The sequence below is a fragment of the Arenicella chitinivorans genome (assembly GCF_014651515.1).
GTDB lineage: Bacteria > Pseudomonadota > Gammaproteobacteria > Arenicellales > Arenicellaceae > Arenicella > Arenicella chitinivorans.
This window is the reverse complement of sequence record NZ_BMXA01000001.1, coordinates 1-17,854: the sequence shown is the minus strand read 5'-3', so window position 1 is coordinate 17,854 and position 17,854 is coordinate 1. Positions and strand designations below refer to the sequence as shown.

General features: G+C 48.1%; 17 protein-coding genes. 5 read left to right on the top strand and 12 right to left on the bottom strand.

The window, feature by feature from the left end; translation table 11 throughout:
• Positions 1–2: 2 nt before the first annotated feature.
• Entirely contained in the window at positions 3–941 is a 939-nt protein-coding gene (locus IE055_RS00085) for a response regulator (RefSeq protein WP_189397970.1), read from the top strand.
• Between the two features lie 418 nt (positions 942–1,359).
• Positions 1,360–2,541 carry a PilT/PilU family type 4a pilus ATPase gene (locus IE055_RS00080; RefSeq protein ID WP_189397969.1) on the top strand — a complete coding sequence of 394 codons (1,182 nt, stop codon included), beginning with the start codon at positions 1,360–1,362 and terminating at the stop codon, positions 2,539–2,541.
• A gap of 233 nt (positions 2,542–2,774) precedes the next feature.
• On the opposite strand, the gene IE055_RS00075 is transcribed toward IE055_RS00080, so the two are convergent.
• The 5 genes from IE055_RS00075 to IE055_RS00055 form a co-directional block, all read right to left on the bottom strand.
• Positions 2,775–3,863 (bottom strand): hypothetical protein, encoded by a 1,089-nt coding sequence (locus IE055_RS00075; RefSeq protein WP_189397968.1) that lies wholly within the window; start codon positions 3,861–3,863, stop codon positions 2,775–2,777.
• A 231-nt stretch (positions 3,864–4,094) separates the two neighbouring features.
• The gene (locus tag IE055_RS00070; protein WP_189397967.1) at positions 4,095–5,408 is read right to left on the bottom strand and encodes an ArnT family glycosyltransferase; all 1,314 of its coding nucleotides are present in this window, start codon (positions 5,406–5,408) and stop codon (positions 4,095–4,097) included.
• Between the two features lie 239 nt (positions 5,409–5,647).
• Positions 5,648–6,793 carry an AraC family transcriptional regulator gene (locus IE055_RS00065; RefSeq protein ID WP_189397966.1) on the bottom strand — a complete coding sequence of 382 codons (1,146 nt, stop codon included), beginning with the start codon at positions 6,791–6,793 and terminating at the stop codon, positions 5,648–5,650.
• 223 nt (positions 6,794–7,016) lie between these two features.
• Complete coding sequence (locus tag IE055_RS00060) at positions 7,017–7,433, bottom strand: DUF6524 family protein (protein ID WP_189397965.1); 417 nt, start codon at positions 7,431–7,433, stop codon at positions 7,017–7,019.
• A 153-nt stretch (positions 7,434–7,586) separates the two neighbouring features.
• Complete coding sequence (locus IE055_RS00055) at positions 7,587–8,459, bottom strand: LysR family transcriptional regulator (RefSeq protein WP_229794049.1); 873 nt, start codon at positions 8,457–8,459, stop codon at positions 7,587–7,589.
• Positions 8,460–8,592: 133 nt separating this feature from the next.
• Between IE055_RS00055 and IE055_RS00050 the strand changes: the two genes are divergently transcribed.
• Together IE055_RS00050 and IE055_RS00045 are read left to right on the top strand one after the other, a co-directional pair.
• The gene (locus IE055_RS00050) at positions 8,593–9,237 is read left to right on the top strand and encodes a class I SAM-dependent methyltransferase (protein ID WP_189397964.1); all 645 of its coding nucleotides are present in this window, start codon (positions 8,593–8,595) and stop codon (positions 9,235–9,237) included.
• Positions 9,238–9,338: 101 nt separating this feature from the next.
• Positions 9,339–9,917 carry an outer membrane beta-barrel protein gene (locus IE055_RS00045; RefSeq protein ID WP_229794048.1) on the top strand — a complete coding sequence of 193 codons (579 nt, stop codon included), beginning with the start codon at positions 9,339–9,341 and terminating at the stop codon, positions 9,915–9,917.
• 257 nt (positions 9,918–10,174) lie between these two features.
• On the opposite strand, the gene IE055_RS00040 is transcribed toward IE055_RS00045, so the two are convergent.
• The 3 genes from IE055_RS00040 to IE055_RS00030 form a co-directional block, all read right to left on the bottom strand.
• Positions 10,175–11,431, bottom strand: a complete 1,257-nt coding sequence (locus tag IE055_RS00040) for a hypothetical protein (protein ID WP_189397962.1) — start codon at positions 11,429–11,431, stop codon at positions 10,175–10,177.
• A 110-nt stretch (positions 11,432–11,541) separates the two neighbouring features.
• Positions 11,542–12,441 (bottom strand): DMP19 family protein, encoded by a 900-nt coding sequence (locus IE055_RS00035; RefSeq protein ID WP_189397961.1) that lies wholly within the window; start codon positions 12,439–12,441, stop codon positions 11,542–11,544.
• A gap of 127 nt (positions 12,442–12,568) precedes the next feature.
• Positions 12,569–13,159, bottom strand: a complete 591-nt coding sequence (locus tag IE055_RS00030; protein ID WP_189397960.1) for a DJ-1/PfpI family protein — start codon at positions 13,157–13,159, stop codon at positions 12,569–12,571.
• A gap of 61 nt (positions 13,160–13,220) precedes the next feature.
• On the opposite strand from IE055_RS00030, the gene IE055_RS00025 reads away from it, so the two are divergent.
• Positions 13,221–14,222, top strand: coding sequence for a GlxA family transcriptional regulator (locus IE055_RS00025; protein ID WP_229794047.1), 1,002 nt, complete (start codon positions 13,221–13,223; stop codon positions 14,220–14,222).
• Between the two features lie 186 nt (positions 14,223–14,408).
• On the opposite strand, the gene IE055_RS00020 is transcribed toward IE055_RS00025, so the two are convergent.
• The 4 genes from IE055_RS00020 to IE055_RS00005 all read right to left on the bottom strand — a co-directional run bounded on the left by IE055_RS00020 (position 14,409) and on the right by IE055_RS00005 (position 17,507).
• Entirely contained in the window at positions 14,409–15,104 is a 696-nt protein-coding gene (locus IE055_RS00020) for a substrate-binding domain-containing protein (RefSeq protein ID WP_189397958.1), read from the bottom strand.
• 365 nt (positions 15,105–15,469) lie between these two features.
• Positions 15,470–16,423: a hypothetical protein gene (locus IE055_RS00015; RefSeq protein ID WP_189397957.1), complete on the bottom strand. Its 954-nt coding sequence runs from the start codon at positions 16,421–16,423 to the stop codon at positions 15,470–15,472.
• 16 nt (positions 16,424–16,439) lie between these two features.
• Complete coding sequence (locus IE055_RS00010; protein WP_189397956.1) at positions 16,440–16,931, bottom strand: hypothetical protein; 492 nt, start codon at positions 16,929–16,931, stop codon at positions 16,440–16,442.
• A gap of 417 nt (positions 16,932–17,348) precedes the next feature.
• Positions 17,349–17,507, bottom strand: coding sequence for a hypothetical protein (locus IE055_RS00005; protein ID WP_189397955.1), 159 nt, complete (start codon positions 17,505–17,507; stop codon positions 17,349–17,351).
• Positions 17,508–17,854: the final 347 nt, after the last annotated feature.

Sequence of the window (17,854 nt, the reverse complement as noted above, 5' to 3'; positions counted from 1 at the left end):
AAATGAGTAAAGCCAGCAAACAGTTCACCATACTGTGTGTCGATGACGAGCCGCGTATTACCAGTGCGCTGAAAGCGTTGTTCCGACGCGAATACAACGTCCTCATCGCCAACAGCGGTCAAGAAGCGCTCGAAATACTCGCCGATAACCATGTCAATGTGCTTGTGAGTGACCAACGTATGCCCGGCATGCTCGGCAGTGAATTACTGACCGAAGTCAGTCGCGCTTACCCACAAACAATCCGCATTTTACTCACTGGGTTTATGGACCGTCAGGCAATCGTAGACTCCATCAATGAAGGCGAGGTATACCGATTCATTAATAAGCCGTGGGACAACTTTGAAATCAAAGAAGTTGTTGCCGAAGCCGCCACTGCCTCGGAACTGCCGGCCGGCACCGTTTTTTTAGGCGATGGTACCGTGGTCGAAGGCGGGGAAGACGACGCCTTTATTTCGGCGACACGCGGCAAAGCCATTGTCTTGATTGAGCAAAACCAGGACGTGCGCAACCAGATTCGACGTTTTTGCACTCAACGCGAGATCATGGTCTATAGCACCCAGAATGTTGAGCAAGCGATCACCGCTGCCACCACGCGCGACAACGTCGGTGTCGTCATCGTTGAACTGACCGATCAACAAGAGACACTACACACCATTAATTTGCTCAAACAAGCGCGACCTGAGCTGGTCACCATTACCCTGACACACGAATACGACGCGAATACTGCGGTTGACCTGATCAACCAAGGCCAAGTGTTTAAGTACCTTGCCAGCCCGATCTGTTCAGAAGAACTCTATGCCGCCATCGACAAAGCATTCCGTCGACACCTGTACCTGAAAGACAATTCAGCCTCATGGCGGCGCTATAAAGTCGACAAACCTCAAGGCGTTATTGCTGCGGGTTTACAATCCATATTTGGCCGTCTGCTCGGTGCCGGCTGATTATTGATGTGTGTACGTCCGTGGCGTGCATAGATTTCTTTGCTTCGCTCAGAATGACGCAGTATCCGAGCATATCAATACCAACTAATTCATTACCGGTGAAAAACCTCGTGCGCAGGTACTACCCAGACATTGAGATCAACCGAATAGCACAGCACCCAAACGTCTCAGCGTACAACCGGGCATAGCACTCAGCAGTCATTGCGAACAAACCACCTCCGCACACCTTCCAAACTCGTCATTGCGAGGAACAAAGTGACGTGGCAATCTCATCGTTAATCCTCCCGCCTTCTAGATAACTGTAATTTATCTTCAAAATTCGCTGATTTGGCCCTCAACGGACGGCGAATGAGTTACCATTAAAGCTTGACAAAAATCCTTTAAAAACAATTGAATTTTACTGTAGGGGGAAATTCAAATGCTAGACGCACTATTGCGACTGATCGTCGATAAAGACGGATCAGATCTCTATCTATCTTCTGGCGCGCCACCGAGCATGAAAGTGCAAGGTCGACTCATGCGCGTTGGCAAAAACTCACTTTCAGGGGCAGATGTAAAGCGAATCGCGCTTGAAATCATGGACGCCGAACAGGCCAGCGAGTTTGAACACAAACCAGAAATGAATCTGGCAATCGACAAACCCGAGATTGGCCGATTTCGCGTCAATATCTTTAAGCAACGCGCGGAATACGCCATCGTAATTCGGGTGATCAAAACCGACATTCCGAACTTTAAAGACCTAGGTTTACCAGAATCGCTAACTGAGTTAATCATGTCAAAACGAGGGCTGATTCTGTTTGTTGGTGGCACTGGTTCGGGTAAATCGACCTCGCTGGCATCGTTGATCGATCATCGCAATACGAACCACGCGGGTCATATCATCACCATCGAAGACCCTATTGAATTCGTGCATCCGCATAAGAAAAGCATTGTGAATCAGCGCGAAGTCGGTGTGGATACCATTTGCTATGAAGACGCACTGGAGAATACGCTGCGCCAAGCTCCCGATGTGATCCTGATCGGCGAAATCCGCAGTCGTGAAACTATGGAACATGCACTGGCATTCGCGGAAACCGGTCACCTTTGCTTGTCGACACTACACGCCAACAATGCCAACCAGGCATTGGATCGAATCATCAACTTTTTTCCGGAAGACCGGCATAAACAACTGCTGCTGGATATGTCACTGAATATGCGCGGGATTATATCGCAACGTCTGATCCCAACTGTCGATGGCAAGCGTGCCGCTGCGATCGAGATTTTGACGGGCTCTCCGCGCGTCAAGGACCTGATTCGTGAAGGTCACATTGAAGAACTAAAAGAAGCAATGGAAGGCTCGGCGCAGTACGGTATGCAGACCTTCGACGATGCACTGCTGGGCCTGTATCAAGCTGGTAAAATCAGCGAAGACGAGACCATTAAAAACGCTGACTCGCCAAATAATCTGCGATTGAAAATCAAAAATGCCAATGGTTTTGAGGCCAAGACCGAGTTCACCTTACAGGTAGAAGAGCCTGAAGAGGACGATGACGACGATGACGATTTCGGTTCTTCGTTTGAAGAAAACAACGGCGTGGTTTACAACCGTAATTCCGCTTAAGCGCGAAGCAAGAGCACAGCGACTTTAATCGAGGGCGATTATTCGCTGTGCTCAGAATGCCCGAGCCACCTTACCTCAGGGACGAACTAACGGTTTGCAAAGTCACGAGCAGAATAATCGCATCGAAAAGCGAAGATCGTCATTGCATACGAAGCGTGGAAACCTCCGACAAGGCCCCACGCCTCACTGCATTCACCTCGTGAAAATCTTTCGGTATACGTCTCAAAATAAGATTAGTTTTCCTCATCATCATCTAGGAGCAGTAACGGCAATACGTTCGACTCCGGGACACCTTTTAATGGACACAGACCATCCCGGTCCTTACCAGTATTACATCGACGGGTGACAGTTCTCGTGGCAACACCGCTGCAACCAGGCCCACCCGCCGTACCGCCATTCAAACATGGACGCACCTCTTGAATATCCAAGGTGCACGTCGCATCACAGGCTCGTAGAATATCACCATCGACGTAATCACCATATCGTGGCAGATTAATTTCGCACTCTACCCCACTTGTGAAAGCAGGCTGATCGAATGACGTGTCAACGACGACAGTAGAAAAAACAACGGACCCCAGTTGACCCGTCGTTGCGGAACAAATTTCTCGAACTTGTTGATTAACTCTATTTGCTTCTGTTTCGCTCGGTAAACCAGAGTCCAACCGTTGACACGACAGCAAATCTTCATCTCGACTTAATTCTTCAAAGCCAACCGGACATTCAAAAGTATCGGTTGGTGGTATCGTAAAACCGCAAGAGAGATCAGTAAAATAAAAGAGCTCATCGTCGTCCTGTGACTCAGCGATACGGACTGCGGAAACAAGCACAGAGCCTCCGCTTTGCGCCAGACATGCGGCCTCGTCCTGCGCAAGCGCTTGCTGTGCCGTCGCCATGGTGTTGGCAGCACTTCCAAAGTATTCGCAAGCTAACGTATCAAAAGCACGATATACCTCCAGTGAGTCGTCTGGACACAGAATCGTTCCAGCCGGTACAACTCGATTTATACGACAGATCAAGCTGGGGAAAAAATCCCCAGAACTGTTAGAGAGTACGGCAGAGAATATTAATTCACTTCGAGGTTCCGCGATGCATTCTGCCTCTCGTACTAGTCGTCGACGTTCCGCCTCCTCTCGATCAGAAGTGGCACCTGTCGTACGAAAACAATCCACGTAGCCCGTCGTGACCACACCCTCGGTAAAATTTTCCGGACACAGCCCCGTTTCCTCATCGGCATACACGAGACTGGCGGTCGATAGAATTGCAGTGAATAAAAATGTGGTGAAACACGCCAGTGCGAGGCGGCAAAATTTCGATATCAGCATTGATCGGGCTCTCAGTTAGTTGTTATTAGGACAATCGTTCAAGCGCACCCTTATATCGAACCAATCAAATACGTCGTTGCGACGATGATAATTGGAACGCCCCCACTAAAGCTAAGCTGCAAGTGCATGGCGGAATTCCACTGCTCACCGCCGCTATTCGCTTAGCACCAACCCAACATGACATAGTCTTAACACAGTTAAGGCGCAACAACAATCTCAGAGCGTCTACAACTACCAGAAAACGCCTTGATGCAGCCATACTCTGACATAATTCAAGGAAAACAGGCCAACACCCAATGTGATGAACAAGGATGCCAACCACGATTTAGAACGAGAAGTCCCACGCATTCTGGAGATAAGAATAATCACCATCGGGAGCAGCGCGGGCAGTAAATATCGGCCATCCGGCTGTACGTCACGCAATAGGTTATGGTGTACAAAAAAACCGACCAGTGTGAACAAAATTCCCAGCGCGATGCTCGCCAACCTATCCCATGAAAAGAGTATGCGATACAAACAAAACACGATTGCGGTTATTAACACCCCGCCATAAAACCAATACACTGCCGCGACTGGTGACACATCAATCCACGCTAAATAGCCGACCATGGATGCCAAGCTTGTGCCAAAAAATGATTGGTGACCCGACAATAGGTCTACGAGACCAACACCTCGAGACCAGTAACCACGTTGATTAGCGACCCCGTCCGTCAGATACATCTGGACTGCTGCCGCGTTGTCTAAGCCGCTCGGGTCACTCCAACCATAGTGATACATATTCCAAATCGGCCACCACGCCCCTGCCACTATGGCACTCATAATTAAGGCTGGTATCCAACGAATCAACTTGTGCCGCTGCCGCCAGACTATGGGAGCGATGTAAAACAAGAACCATGGCAAACATAGCCAAGCGGTATATTTACTCTGCAACGTCAGACCACAGGCAATTGCGAAAGCAAACAACGCACTCACACACGCATTGCTGCGCGTCACCAGTAAGGAGGCAAATAACAAAGCGGCGACTGAGAAAATCGCACCAATATCATCGTTATTGGTGCTTGCCAAAATTACAAATCTGGGTGAGAGCCCAATCACCACCGCCGCCGCCAATGCCAGCCCAACATGTTGACACAACAAGTACGCACTTCCGAACACCAACCCGATCACCAACGCGCCCAGTAATACAGACCCTAAACGCACTCGAAATGCCCGCTGTTTCACTAATGATTCTGTGCTTGCATAGAGACCCGCCGAAATAATGTAGGTCAATGGTGGTCGCAAAGATCGAGTTGCACCCACATTGGAAAATTGGATCCGAGGGGCAAGTGCTTCCAGTGTATCAATTCGAATAATGGGCAATTGGTGTTGCTCAGCCAGCGCCAGAGTTGCGGCGTAGTTCAGGTGGTCGTCAACGCTGAATCGACTGGGAATCGTCGCCGCGTTAACCAGATAAAACAATAGGAAGCTGAAAAAGACAATTGCTGCAAATCCAAAGAGCCGCCCACGTGAGATAGTTGGTTCCTGAAGGATCAGTGAGCGAGACATAGAAGAAGTCATACCATTATGCTAGGGGAGAACCACCAGTCACGCAAACAGAGACAGTAGCATTTTCTAAACAATGCCTCGCGATGGGGGGGCTGAGATTCTTCGCTTTGCTTAAAAGCGCGTAGCCTGCCCTTGAGGTATAACGGAGTACCGAACGCAGCACCCACTCATCAATGTGCGACAATCCTCGTTAAGACTCTTTGCTTCGCTCAGTATGACAATCTGGGGAGCCGTCATTGTCAGGGTAGCGTCACAACCTCACCCCCCACGACCCCCCTCTTGTATTGCGACGGCGTAACGCCAAAACGCCTCTTAAACAAGGTATTGAAGGTGCTTTTAGACGCAAAGCCAGCGTCCATTGCCAACTCCAAAATTGTGCCCGTTGCGCCAGCTTTTAGGCGTTGAACCACATCGTCTAACCGATAGTCATTAATGAACTGATTAAAATTCTTCCCTTCCTGTTGGTTCAGTGATTCCGATACGTGGTGCGTACTTAGGCCGGTTGCCTCAGCCAGACCCGTCAGCGTCAATCCACTGTCACGAAACAACCCCTCTGATTCCACATGCCGCTTGATTTCATCGATCATGCTTGCTCGGATTTGTGTATCGAGCATACCACCGGAGCCCGATTTCGCGCTCCTTTCATCCGCTTCCAACTGTGCTTGCACAGTCGCCAGTTTTTCGACCGCAAACAACTTCGGACTGCGCCATTGGGCAATCGCCACCATGTAAATAAACAGCACGATCAGTGCGTCCGTCGCCACCACAGTAATAGGCGGAAGCAAACTGGTAAACGACAAAATCAGCTTAGCCACCCAAACAATGAACACGCTCCCTACGAAAATCCATAGCCATCTAAAAATCTCTGGATCAACTGAGGAGAGTGTCCTACCCGCTTGCATCTGCAATCGTCGGATCGTGACAAGCGTCAACACAAAGTAGAAAAACGCAAATCCGAAAAGAAGATACTCACTCAACCATAAACGCCAGTTCGGTGCCGGTGCGCCGATGACCCAAGCTCGAATTTCGTCACCCGAAAACACGATTGAATCGATATTAAGCAGATAACAAGCAATGACTGGCAAGGCGTGTACTGAATCAGAGAGCCTCAAAGGGCGATCCACGATCGCCGTACGACAATATAGATAAAACAGCGGCCCGAGACACACCGGTATGTAAAACAACCACCCAACCGCCCAGCTAAATGCCTCAGGTTGATTAGAAAAAAGTAAAAAGGGGAATAATAGAATCAGGGCAACCAACAGACAATGCACGCCCAGTAACTTACCGGCGGTAGCCACTCGACGGTCTGCCACGAGCAAGGCGAACAGCAGTACTCCCTGGAACGCACCAAGTATGATGATGTACTGATGAAGCTGCGTCATTACTAACCTTGGGTCAATGCCTAGCTACCGAATTGATGATATAGCGCATCTTATCATCGACCGTGGTTTGGATGTTGTGGCTGGGTTGGAACTGTGGTCGGGGAGATTCTTCGCTGCACTCAGAAGCGCGTAGCCTGCCCTTGAGGTATGACGGCGTTTTCATGCTTTCCTCCTAACCGTCATTCTGACAAGCGCAGCGACGTGGCAATCTTAATCAGCCAAACTAATCTTCATCCACATCATCAATGTCCACTTGCCCAGTGAGTCGACGTCGAATGTGCGACCATGACATACCGATGGCAAGCAATAGCGAGACTATCACCAATACCACCCAGGTCATCACGCTGACGTTATCCGTTTGCAACCACCCTAGGTCGTAGAATAACCAGACGAAACTCGCGAAGAATGCAGCGGCTAACACAAGCCCTAGAACGCCAAGTGAGCGAAACGTGGCGCGCAAATAGATGCCCCACGCAATGAGAATGAACAAACCACAGATCGCCAACGCAGGTGTGAATTTTGGGAACACGCCTTCGACCCAATGATAGTAGGAATACGTAGAAGGGTTGTACGTCGCAAACACGAGCACCAACGCAAACACAAAACGAACAAACACACTTCCAAAGCCGAACGATTTCATAGCACCCTCAAACGGTAAGTCAAATAATTACTGGCTCGGCCACGAACGACCTCAAGGGACCGTATTATAAAGAAGTGTTGGTGCAAGAGTCGATGCACTAGCCGATTTTTCATGATGGCGGCATTGAGATTCGCCGCTTTGGCTCAGAATACCTCAAGCCGCAAGAGCCTCAGCTAGCAAGTCGAATACCAATTGAATTCGTTTACTGGTGCGAAGCTCTCGATGCGTCGTTAACCAAATCGGAAACTGAATCAGATCCAGGCCAGCAATTACTCGTTGTACACTTGGTTCAGCGTCGCCTATGTGCGTTGGTACCAGGCCGATTCCTAAGCCCATTTTTGTCATTTCCCAGTGAACCAAATGACTCTCGCACACCACCGAAATATTCTCATCGGTAAGCATTAAACCTGACCCCGCCATGGCTTTTTTATAGGCTTCGCAACTGCCTACTGAAATAAAGTGAGCATGCGTCAAGTCCTGAATCGTCTTCGCCGGACCGATCTTTTGCAGGTAACCGGGCGTGGCATAAAAGGTTGCGCTCATCTCTTTGATCTTTTTAGTGATCAACTCAGACTGGGTCGGGCGCACCGCGCGCACTGCGATATCCGCTTCACGTTTTTGTAGGTCGCTGATTTCATTCGTTGCGACAACTTCGATCGTGATTCCAGGCTCTCGATCTCTTATCTCCATGACGATCTGAGGCATCACCAATGTCGCGTAGATTTCACTTACCGAGATGCACACAGTACCCGTGATAGATTGTGACTGGCCCATTGCGGCCAAAGACACATGTCCAGCCGCCATGCCCATCGACTTCACATGCTCAAGCAGGTAGGCACCACTTTGTGTCAGGGTTAAACCTCGCCCCACCCGTTGAAAAAGAGTGACGCCTAACTCCCTCTCTAAGGCGTTCACTTGCCTACCTAGGGTCGGTTGCGTGAGCCCGAGAACACGAGCCGCGGCAGATAATGAACCCTGTTCAGCGGTAACAAGAAAGGCTCGCGCGTGGTTCCAGTCAAATTCCATAGACGCTCAACTCATACAAATATGCATAAATAAAATGCAACTATAGCGCTATTAAGACTACATATAAACCAATATGATTGATGGGTGTCTAATAGCGTCGCTCTCTAAAGCACGTCGTGGAGAAATATAAAATATGTCCGGCCGTAAAAATACCAATTCGAAATCAAGTAAGTTCTGGGATAAAGCCGCAAGCAAGTATTCCCAACAAGCCATTTCAGATATACCCAGTTATGAGAAAAAACTCGAGATAAGTAGGCGCTACTTTAGTGCTCAATCAAGTGTGTTTGAATTTGGTTGCGGCACTGGGTCAACTGCGCTGATTCATGCACCTTACGTTGAACATGTCCACGCTATCGACTTCTCTGAAAAAATGATCGACATCGCAAAAGCGAAGGCTGCGAATGCTGGAATCACGAATGTTCGGTTTGAAAAGGATTCGATTGATAATTTTGTCTCGCCGCCCGAGTCTTATGACGCCGTACTGGGGTTAAATGTGCTTCATCTACTGGATGACATGGATACCGCAATTGCAAAGTCATTCCAGCTCATTAAACCAGGTGGTGTGTTCATTACCAGCAGCGCCTGCTTAAGTGAAGGTTTTTACGTGCTGCTGTGGCCTCTACTCTGGCTTGGAAAGCTATTTGGGAAGGTTCCAACCGTCAAATTTATTTCAGTCCGAAGCCTGGTCAAGAGCTTAGTTGCTGCCGGCTTTGAAATCGACCACCAATGGCGACCAAGTAAAGCTTTATGGGTTTTTATCGTTGCTAAAAAACCGTAAAGATAACGGATCAGTATCTATAGCCAAGTTGTATCGGCATCCGTAATGTTTCCAGTGGCCTTACGAAGAGTCAATGAGTTAAACCAAACCGAGACAGAAACATGAAATCGAAATATGTAGTACCTCTCTCACTAGTGCATTTGCTTTTCTCGGCAAATTGCCAGACTGCAATGGCAGAATATAACGACGCATTTGAGTCACGGCATTCAGTTGAAGTGAGTCTTTATGCAGGCGAGCTAGACTCTGACCTTAACCAACAGGGATTTAGCGACGAAGACACGAAACACTACAGTCTGGCTTATCAATATCAGTTTAACAGTGGTTTCTACACTGGTATTGGCTACTTAGACGGAGAGAGCGGAAGCTTGTCTCCGATTGACGATTTGTTTGGTGGAGACGAGTTACTCTATGATGCGGTGTTTATTACAGGTGGCTATCGCCATGCGCTGTCTGCACGACACGCGTTATTCGCCGACATTTCAGCATTAAGATACGACGCCAATTTGCTGTTAAACGGTGCGCCTTCGATTTCAGAAAATGGGACTGGCTTTGGGCTGGCGCTTGGTTGGCGATACCAGCTAGGCAATCACATCGGGCTTAAGTTCGGCCTAGATAAGATTCAGTTGAATTCCGATTTTGACATTCTAAGTGTCGGTGGCGGTCTGAGTTACCGCTTCTAGCAGTGCGCTCAGAACGTACACGCCTCAACTGCGAATCAAGACTTAATCGATTGCCGAGCGCGATACCGTCAACAGCCTTTTAACCGGGAAAATAGATACGCAACTTTAACTGCGGCCACGGTGTTTCGTTCTGAGGTCGCGCGCGCTTTCCAGTCATTTCGAATATCCGCTGCACTCATAATGACCCGGTTCGAGTCAATCGAAAATTCGCGAATGCGCGCGTAGCATGGCAATCTCACCCGAAGATCAATGGATGTCTACATCGCAACAGATAAGCACCGATACCCGTGAGCATCCTCAAGCGGCCCACCCATGCAAACTCGCTTGGCATCCTCAGATAGAACGGCATCGAATTCGTCGTCGTAATACGGGTTCTCGATGCTTCCCAGTGTGGCGTCATTGACCTCATTATTAATCAAGCCATTAAACAGCGCGATCTTCACATTAAGATTAAAACCTCTGGCGATATAAGGGTTAAGGTCAGGTTTGGCGTCGATAAATATCTTACTTCCCAAAAAATTCCTGAGGTGAGAGGCGTTCACCTCCATGTGATCATCGTGGTCAAATCTCGGCTGCGTCATCTCTGAAACGTCGATTGCCTGCAAGTAATGTGGAACTAATTCATTCAGTGTTATGTTCGGCTTCAAACCCATGCGTACCACCCAGTCTGGCCATGCACTGTACTCGTTATACTCACTGTCGAGCAGAACCGTACCTAATCCACTTCGAGCAAACATAAACTCATGCGCAAGCACGGCGTGCAGACTCAATTCATCGGTCGTCAATGGTTTAATTTTGCGACCGTGCAGATTGAACTCCCGGTGAATCACTGACAACACATCAATGGTCTCATTGAATTGTACGTATGACACCATACGCGCAATCAACGTGTCAGTTTGTGCGATGAGCCTTCTTTGCAAACCCAGAACCTCATACAGGTTCGCACTGGCAAGCTCAGGCTCACCGGCCTTAGCCAAGGCGATGGCCTCAAGGCTGACCAAACGATTCCCTTTGGTCCAGGCAGAAAATCCACCAAAGTGCTCCAAATAGTGTGGCTCGGAGAGTGTTCGATAATCACCAAAGCTAAGAAGTTTGAGATACCGTTTTTGGGCTGCAACCATTTCAGGTGAGTCAAGTGGAATGTCGGAGTCTTCGAATAATCGAGAGAGACAACCCTCACCGTCTCGCAAGCTACAGAACGCCTTATAGTCGCCAAGCTGTAATGTGTCGCGCTCACTCAAGCTGGGCAACTCATCAAAGCTGGTGAGCGAGGCGTAAGCTGCTTCTAATTGACGGATTTCCGCAAGAACCTCCTGACCAACCAGCATGGGATCAGCTCCCAACTCGGCTTCCATACCCAGATGGTATACAAACGCCTCACTCGGCGAATGCCAGTCTACCTGTTCAATCAACGCCACCGCTTCCGGGCTCAGGTCGTCGTCAGTTTGCAAACCGAGACACACCACCACGAGTAAGCAAAGCAGTCCCAACAAAATTTTGTATCTTTTCTTCATACTGATCAATCCATATAGCAACAACGTTTCGAACGGAAACAATACAGGCTCTGCCTGGCACTCTAAATTGGCCCGTCAATCACCAATAATTAGTCCGTGGTCTTATTTTTTTAGATAGCAATATGACTGAGATTGGCCTTGATGTAGCGAATGATGTTGGAATCTAACGCATCGTTCGCAAGTTCGAAAACATCAAACGCATCGTCAATTTTATGCAGCGCTAGGCCTTTCGACTTGCCTTTGAACGTATCGAACCACGACAAGTCACTCGCTGTGTAGCGGTACTCCGCAAGACCCTCTTCATCGGATTCGATCGTCCGCGCGATACCAACCGCTAAGGCTGCTGCTAGCTTCTCGTCTCCAACGATTTGTAAGGCTTGGTAACAGCCCTTGATCTCATGCGCTGACCTTTGTAAAACAAATGAGTCAATGCCATTTCCGCCAACCTCACACTGAAAGGCCCAAAGGTAATACAAATGCTTTACCGGTTCTGGTAGCGCATCAACTAGGTCTGCATCACTTTCGTCATAAGCGAGTGATATTGAATTTTGGATATGGGTACACAAAACCGGATTCCAAATTGGTTCCCCGTTATTTAGTAACTCGTCTTTCGAAATTTTTTCGTATTTGACGGCTTGTGGCAACCTCGCCATACCTGCTTGATCATGAGGCTCATCACCCTTCTCATTCGGGTCATAAAACAAGAGGGAATTGGGTGATATTTTTATGGTTGCAGGCTCGTTGGCAACACCAAAGCTGCTTACATAGTCAAATTCGTAACAGACGGGGTTGTCCTGTGTGTTTGTGATCAGCGATCTAAAATTAGGCTCAGTATCTAAAAACGCGCGGGCCTTCTCCTTTGCGTCACGCGTGCTCTCAGCCTTGACCGTCAATGCGAGAATACAGGCGAACTGATTTACAAATTTGTCGATTATGTATGGTGATTTTTTCTTAGCTTCAGCCGTCAAAAGACAATTGCTGATCGTTACTGAAACAAGATAGCTTTTCATGCTGGTAGGCGTCATCGAGTTGCTTTACAAGCATCTTGAACGGACGATTCGCAGAATTCAAGCGGCGTTTATAAACTGACTCTGTTCAAAAGTTCATCTCCCGACTAGCCAATGTGATTTGTACAGCCTAGATATCGGGATTTTTAATCCATCGGTAGTCCATTTGTCGCGCCGTTTTTTCCGCGAGTTCGCTATTCTCTAGCTGACTTACGATGTGCAAACACAGATCGATACCCGCAGAGATACCTGCTGAAGTGAATAAATTACCTTGTTCTACCCATCGTACGTTTTCGACCACGTCGAGGTGTGGAAATTGCGTTCGTAAATCATCGATGTCTTCCCAGTGCGTGGTCACCTTTTTACCATCGAGTAAACCCGCTGCCGCCAAAATAAAGGCGCCAGTACAAACGGATGCCAAGAGCTCTATCTTAGCCGCCTGATCACGAACCCAGCTCAACACCGGTAGCTTGTGCATTTCTTGGGTGTGATCGCCCCCTGCGACCACCAGCACATCCAGCGCAGGATGATTTTGAATGCTGAACTCAGGCCTCACGCAATAGCCAGCTCGAGCGGTGACTGCGTCGGGTTCTTCCGCAATTAAAAACACCTCAAACGGACGCCCTCCTGAACAGACTCTACTCGCAGTAGAGAACACTTCGAAAGGGCCTGAAAAGTCCATCACCTCGGCTTGATCGTAGATATAGATACCAATATTCATCTCAATAGGTCATTTACGGTGATTCGAGATGTGCATGGTGCGACAATCCTGTTTGACAGAAATGACAAATATAGTTAATTTTCTGCCAATGAGTACAGTGCGTAACATTATTTTTGTCATTTTTGAGCAGTTTGAATTGCTTGATTTATCTGGTCCCTCTTCCGTGTTCCATATGGCCAATAAGCTGGCTGGTAAAGCGGTTTACACAATCCGTACTGTGTCCTGCTCTGGTGGCCTGATCGACTCTAGATCGGGTATCGCCGTGTCCGCCAACGCACTGCAAGACATTCAACTATCCAGTACTGACACACTGTTAATTGTTGGTGGTGACCCCGCCGCAATAAACACGGCTTGCAAAAACCCAACGCTCAAACACTGGCTGCAATCGAATTCTAAGCATGCAGATCGGCTCGGCTCGATTTGTTCCGGCGCATTAATTCTCGCCGCCGCAGGACTCCTAGAAGGTAAAAAGGCCACCACCCATTGGTCCGACCTGAGTGCCCTTAAGCGTGAGTACCCGAAAATCCACGTTGAACAGGACGCGTTGTATACCGTAGATGGCAACATCTGGACTTCGGCTGGTGTCACCACGGGCATCGACATGGCACTCGCCATGGTGGGCAGGGATTTAGGCAATGCGACTATGCGAGATGTCGCCAAGTGGCTGGTGCTGTACGTGCATCGTCCAGGGTATCAGTCGCAATACAGTCAGTTAACGGATGCGCAAGCCAAACTGGATACCGCACTGGCAGAGGTTGTGCTGTGGTTAGACGAACATATGCACTTGCCGATCAAAGTCAGTGATATGGCAGACCGATGCGCCATGAGTGAACGCAGTTTTCACCGTAAGTTCGTTGAATCTTTGGGTACAACACCCGCGAAATTTTTAACGACTCGACGCCTATATCACGCCAAACACTTAATTGAATCCGGCCTAGCGCTGAAGACAGTCATCAGCAGAGTCGGTTATCAGTCAGAACTTGGATTTCGCATGGCATTTGAAGCGCTGTATGGTATTAGCCCAGCCACTTACAAGCGGATGCATTGCGCTCGCTCGAATTGAATCGGCGTGCGGTTCGGTTCAGGGGAGACGCATTACTGTATTTATTTCTTCGCTTCGCTCAGAAGCGCGTAGCCTGCCCATGGGGTAGGTCGATGGCGCTAGCTACTTGAAAACCGTGATTGTGAGTGCGGCGTGGCAATCTTCGCGCCTAGCTACGTGTACGTTTCAGCTTAGATTGCCTGCAACTTAAGACGAGAGCGCCTCTGCAAGCAATTCAAATACCAACTGGATTCTTTTGCTGGTACGGAGTTCTCGATGCGTCGTTAACCAAATCGGAAACTGTATCAGTTCTAGCCCTGTTATCACCCGTTGTACACTTGGATCGGCGTCCCCGATGTCGGTCGGGACTAGCCCAATGCCCAAACCTGCCTTGGTCATCTCCCAATGCACTAGATGGCTCTCACATACGACTGAAATATTGTCGTCGGCGAGCATTAAACCCATTCCTGCCATCGCCTTTATAAAGGCCTCGCGACTGCCGACAGAAACAAAGAGCGCATGTGTTAGCTCCTGAATTGTATTAACCGAGCCGAGCTTTTGCAGATAACACGGCGTCGCGTATAAGGTTGCGCTCATGTCCTTGATCTTTTTGGTAATCAGCTCGGTCTGTGTTGGACGCACAGCTCGAACAGCAATGTCCGCTTCACGTTTTTGTAGGTCACTGATCTCGTTCGATGCGACGACCTCGATCATGATTCCAGGTTCCTTGTCTCTTATTTCCTTGACGATTTTGGGCATCACCACGGAAGCGTAAATCTCGCTTACTGAGATGCACACAGTCCCCGAGACGAATTGCGACTGACCCGTCGCTGTCATATCTGGGACACCCATCATAACCATCTTGCCATAAACCCGCTTCACTGACAGACGAAAGTCAATCAAGGATGAATAAACAAGGATGGTTATGACCTTACCAAGAAGCACTCTCGTATCGTTGGACAGCAATTCTTATGATGGGTGTCCTTTTATATTCGGGTTCAGCTTCTTCACCTTGCTAAATAGCGGATAGCCTGCACATGGTGTATGACGGTGATTGAGTCAAACGAAGACTCGTCATTGCGAGCGCAGCGTGGCAATCTGTTTACGATAAAGTACTAACTCGGCTCTGACCCCTTTCCGGACCCTTATGATGGGCGTCCTTTTATCATTTCTCACCCATTGCTGAGAGCTTCTCTCACCCGTCATCGCGAGCGCAGCGCGGCAATTTTTTTACGAAACAGTACTAATTCGACTCTGACGCTTTGACCCTATTTGCTGGCTGATAACTCTAGCCTTTTATCAAGGCACTCTGATGGTGGAAAATATTTTAAGTACCATTCGCCCTGCTCATAATTGGCAATGCTATAGGCAGCTACACCGTACCGTTCGACGGCGACAACTTTGGGAATAGTATTATCGAACTCTCCAAGCCCCATTAAAATACGCTCTTCGCTTAATTTGGAATAGAGTTCTCTTGCTCTTTGGGTGATCCACTTTTCGTCCGCTTCAGTAATCTGAATCTCCTTCATACTGTCTAGGGCGAGTGTAAACGGTATTGTTTCTATCAACAGCGTGTCTCCACGCATTGCTGAAAATTCGTCCCAAGCAACGCTCTCTAAAAACGTCTTTTTCGCTAGTACTTTTTTGCCCGCGACCATCTGTGCCACGGCCTCCCCTTTCAGCTTGGTCGAAAAGTGCGACATCGCACTCCCAGTACCACCATACACAGCTGCGGTCCATGCTGCTTTGTCTTTAAGCTCATCGGTTACATCAGGGTTCGCTACAATCGCCGATAGGGCCAGCAAATCACCCTGATCGCCCAAGGCCTTCAAAGCTTCAATATCATAACTCGTATAACGATTGAATTGCTCGACCCTATCGCCATCAAGGTGATTTCGTGAAGCAGCCCATTCGGTATATTCATTCTCGGATTGTTCTCGGCCTTCGTCGCTTAGATCTGTAGACAAACACCAATCTTCGTCATAATTGAATACCTTCTCCTCTGAGGTTGCAGTCTCAATCCTTTCCTGGTTGCTGTTGGTTGATCGTTGCTCATCGTCATCGACCCGAGCGAGTATTTGAGGCTGTGGCAAAGTGATTTCTATATGACCTTCTTCGTCTGAGCCAGCAACTTTGACTTGTTGGGAGCTCTGCCAATAGTACAAACCAATTGCTAACAGACTAACCGTTAAAGCACCGATTATCTTGGATTTTGTGAACATAGCTGTAATCTAACCTTTAATTGAATTCACAGTCGGCGTTTCTTTCAATGTTTTCACACACCTTTAATACTGCCTGCTCCCGCATATTCGCTCTCCCGACACAAGCGTCGTATAGTTGAATACCCGTGGTAGCGGTAATTCTGGTTGTGCCGGAGGCACCCGGAACACTGATCTCAAATGTCGTTTCAACGTTAGGGTGACTCAAATATGGAACGCATTCAGTTTCTACCCTGCCTACCGTTCCTGCAATAGCTTGTTCCTCACATTTTGCACGCTCTTTTTTATAGTGCGCTTCACACAGGCGCTCTTGTTCTTCAATATCGCCGGATATACCGTCACCTGGCCGAGGTGATGTATCAATACTATTGATATAACGCCTGAAATCGTTTCTATCTCCAGAGTATGATAACCGTGGCGAGGTAACAGCAATTTCCTCCATTACTTGTGCATCACACTCGGTGACCATCGAAAAAAGCACTAACAACGAGGCGACGAGAAAATTCTTCATATTACTTCCATGTACTTTGGTATTAATTTGCTGAAGCAATAATATACATTATGTGGTCAAGCAATCTAGACTGTGGATTTAGAGTCATAGTAGAACACCCATCAAATTACCCTAGTCTCGAGTGTAGTGAATTCGACCCATAACACTAGAATAGAGAGAAACTCCGACCTTGAATCGTTAGAAAGCGAGTTTTTACGAGTAAGTCGGGTATAAGTGATAGTGTATGATGGGTGTCCTTTTATATTTTTTATATTTTTTGAAACTGTAAATTGTTGTCTAAGACCGCAACTCTACTATTTAAGCGTCAACTCAAACCATAAAAACTCGACCAATCTCGTGCGCGAAGATGAGACTGGCGACATTTTCTTAAGCCATTCTTATGATGGGTGTCCTTTTATATACTTTTCTTTATATACTTCATATTAGGTTCTCAGTAAATTGAATTAAGTACGGTGCTAGGGTCGACGAAAAATACTCAGGCTTGGTCGACATAAGCAGACGATTTAGCAACCAGCGCCAAGTACAGGCATTTACCCAACCGTAGCGATTGAGCCAAGTCACAGATATTGGTTGCATCAGGATTGCATTTGGTTCAATGCGAGGAAAAATTTTAGGAAAAGCGCATACGTATCTTAAAACTCAATGCTTGCGGGGCGATGTATGGCGACGAGAGCCGATCGAACTAAATGGTTTTAAACGTAGACTTGGCCTCTTTTGAATTCGGCAGAGCACTACCGTACTGCCCGTCGCTTCAATCAGAAGCGCGTAGCCTGCACTTCGGGTATAACAGTGAGTGAGTCAAACAAATACCCGTCATTGCGAGCGCAGCGTGGCAATCTTTCTTTTCTTCCTAGAAAATTAAATCGGCTCTACTGTGATGAATACCTCCCATCTTCTTTGACAAGTCGATATTCGACTCAGAA

Coding starts and splice junctions, on each gene's coding strand:
- IE055_RS00085 (WP_189397970.1), top strand. CDS start 3: ATGAGTAAAGCCAGCAAACAGTTCACCATACTGTGTGTCGATGACGAG.
- IE055_RS00080 (WP_189397969.1), top strand. CDS start 1,360: ATGCTAGACGCACTATTGCGACTGATCGTCGATAAAGACGGATCAGAT.
- IE055_RS00075 (WP_189397968.1), bottom strand. CDS start 3,863: ATGCTGATATCGAAATTTTGCCGCCTCGCACTGGCGTGTTTCACCACA.
- IE055_RS00070 (WP_189397967.1), bottom strand. CDS start 5,408: ATGTCTCGCTCACTGATCCTTCAGGAACCAACTATCTCACGTGGGCGG.
- IE055_RS00065 (WP_189397966.1), bottom strand. CDS start 6,793: ATGACGCAGCTTCATCAGTACATCATCATACTTGGTGCGTTCCAGGGA.
- IE055_RS00060 (WP_189397965.1), bottom strand. CDS start 7,433: ATGAAATCGTTCGGCTTTGGAAGTGTGTTTGTTCGTTTTGTGTTTGCG.
- IE055_RS00055 (WP_229794049.1), bottom strand. CDS start 8,459: ATGGAATTTGACTGGAACCACGCGCGAGCCTTTCTTGTTACCGCTGAA.
- IE055_RS00050 (WP_189397964.1), top strand. CDS start 8,593: ATGTCCGGCCGTAAAAATACCAATTCGAAATCAAGTAAGTTCTGGGAT.
- IE055_RS00045 (WP_229794048.1), top strand. CDS start 9,339: ATGAAATCGAAATATGTAGTACCTCTCTCACTAGTGCATTTGCTTTTC.
- IE055_RS00040 (WP_189397962.1), bottom strand. CDS start 11,431: ATGAAGAAAAGATACAAAATTTTGTTGGGACTGCTTTGCTTACTCGTG.
- IE055_RS00035 (WP_189397961.1), bottom strand. CDS start 12,441: ATGAAAAGCTATCTTGTTTCAGTAACGATCAGCAATTGTCTTTTGACG.
- IE055_RS00030 (WP_189397960.1), bottom strand. CDS start 13,159: ATGAATATTGGTATCTATATCTACGATCAAGCCGAGGTGATGGACTTT.
- IE055_RS00025 (WP_229794047.1), top strand. CDS start 13,221: ATGACAAATATAGTTAATTTTCTGCCAATGAGTACAGTGCGTAACATT.
- IE055_RS00015 (WP_189397957.1), bottom strand. CDS start 16,423: ATGTTCACAAAATCCAAGATAATCGGTGCTTTAACGGTTAGTCTGTTA.
- IE055_RS00010 (WP_189397956.1), bottom strand. CDS start 16,931: ATGAAGAATTTTCTCGTCGCCTCGTTGTTAGTGCTTTTTTCGATGGTC.
- IE055_RS00005 (WP_189397955.1), bottom strand. CDS start 17,507: ATGCAACCAATATCTGTGACTTGGCTCAATCGCTACGGTTGGGTAAAT.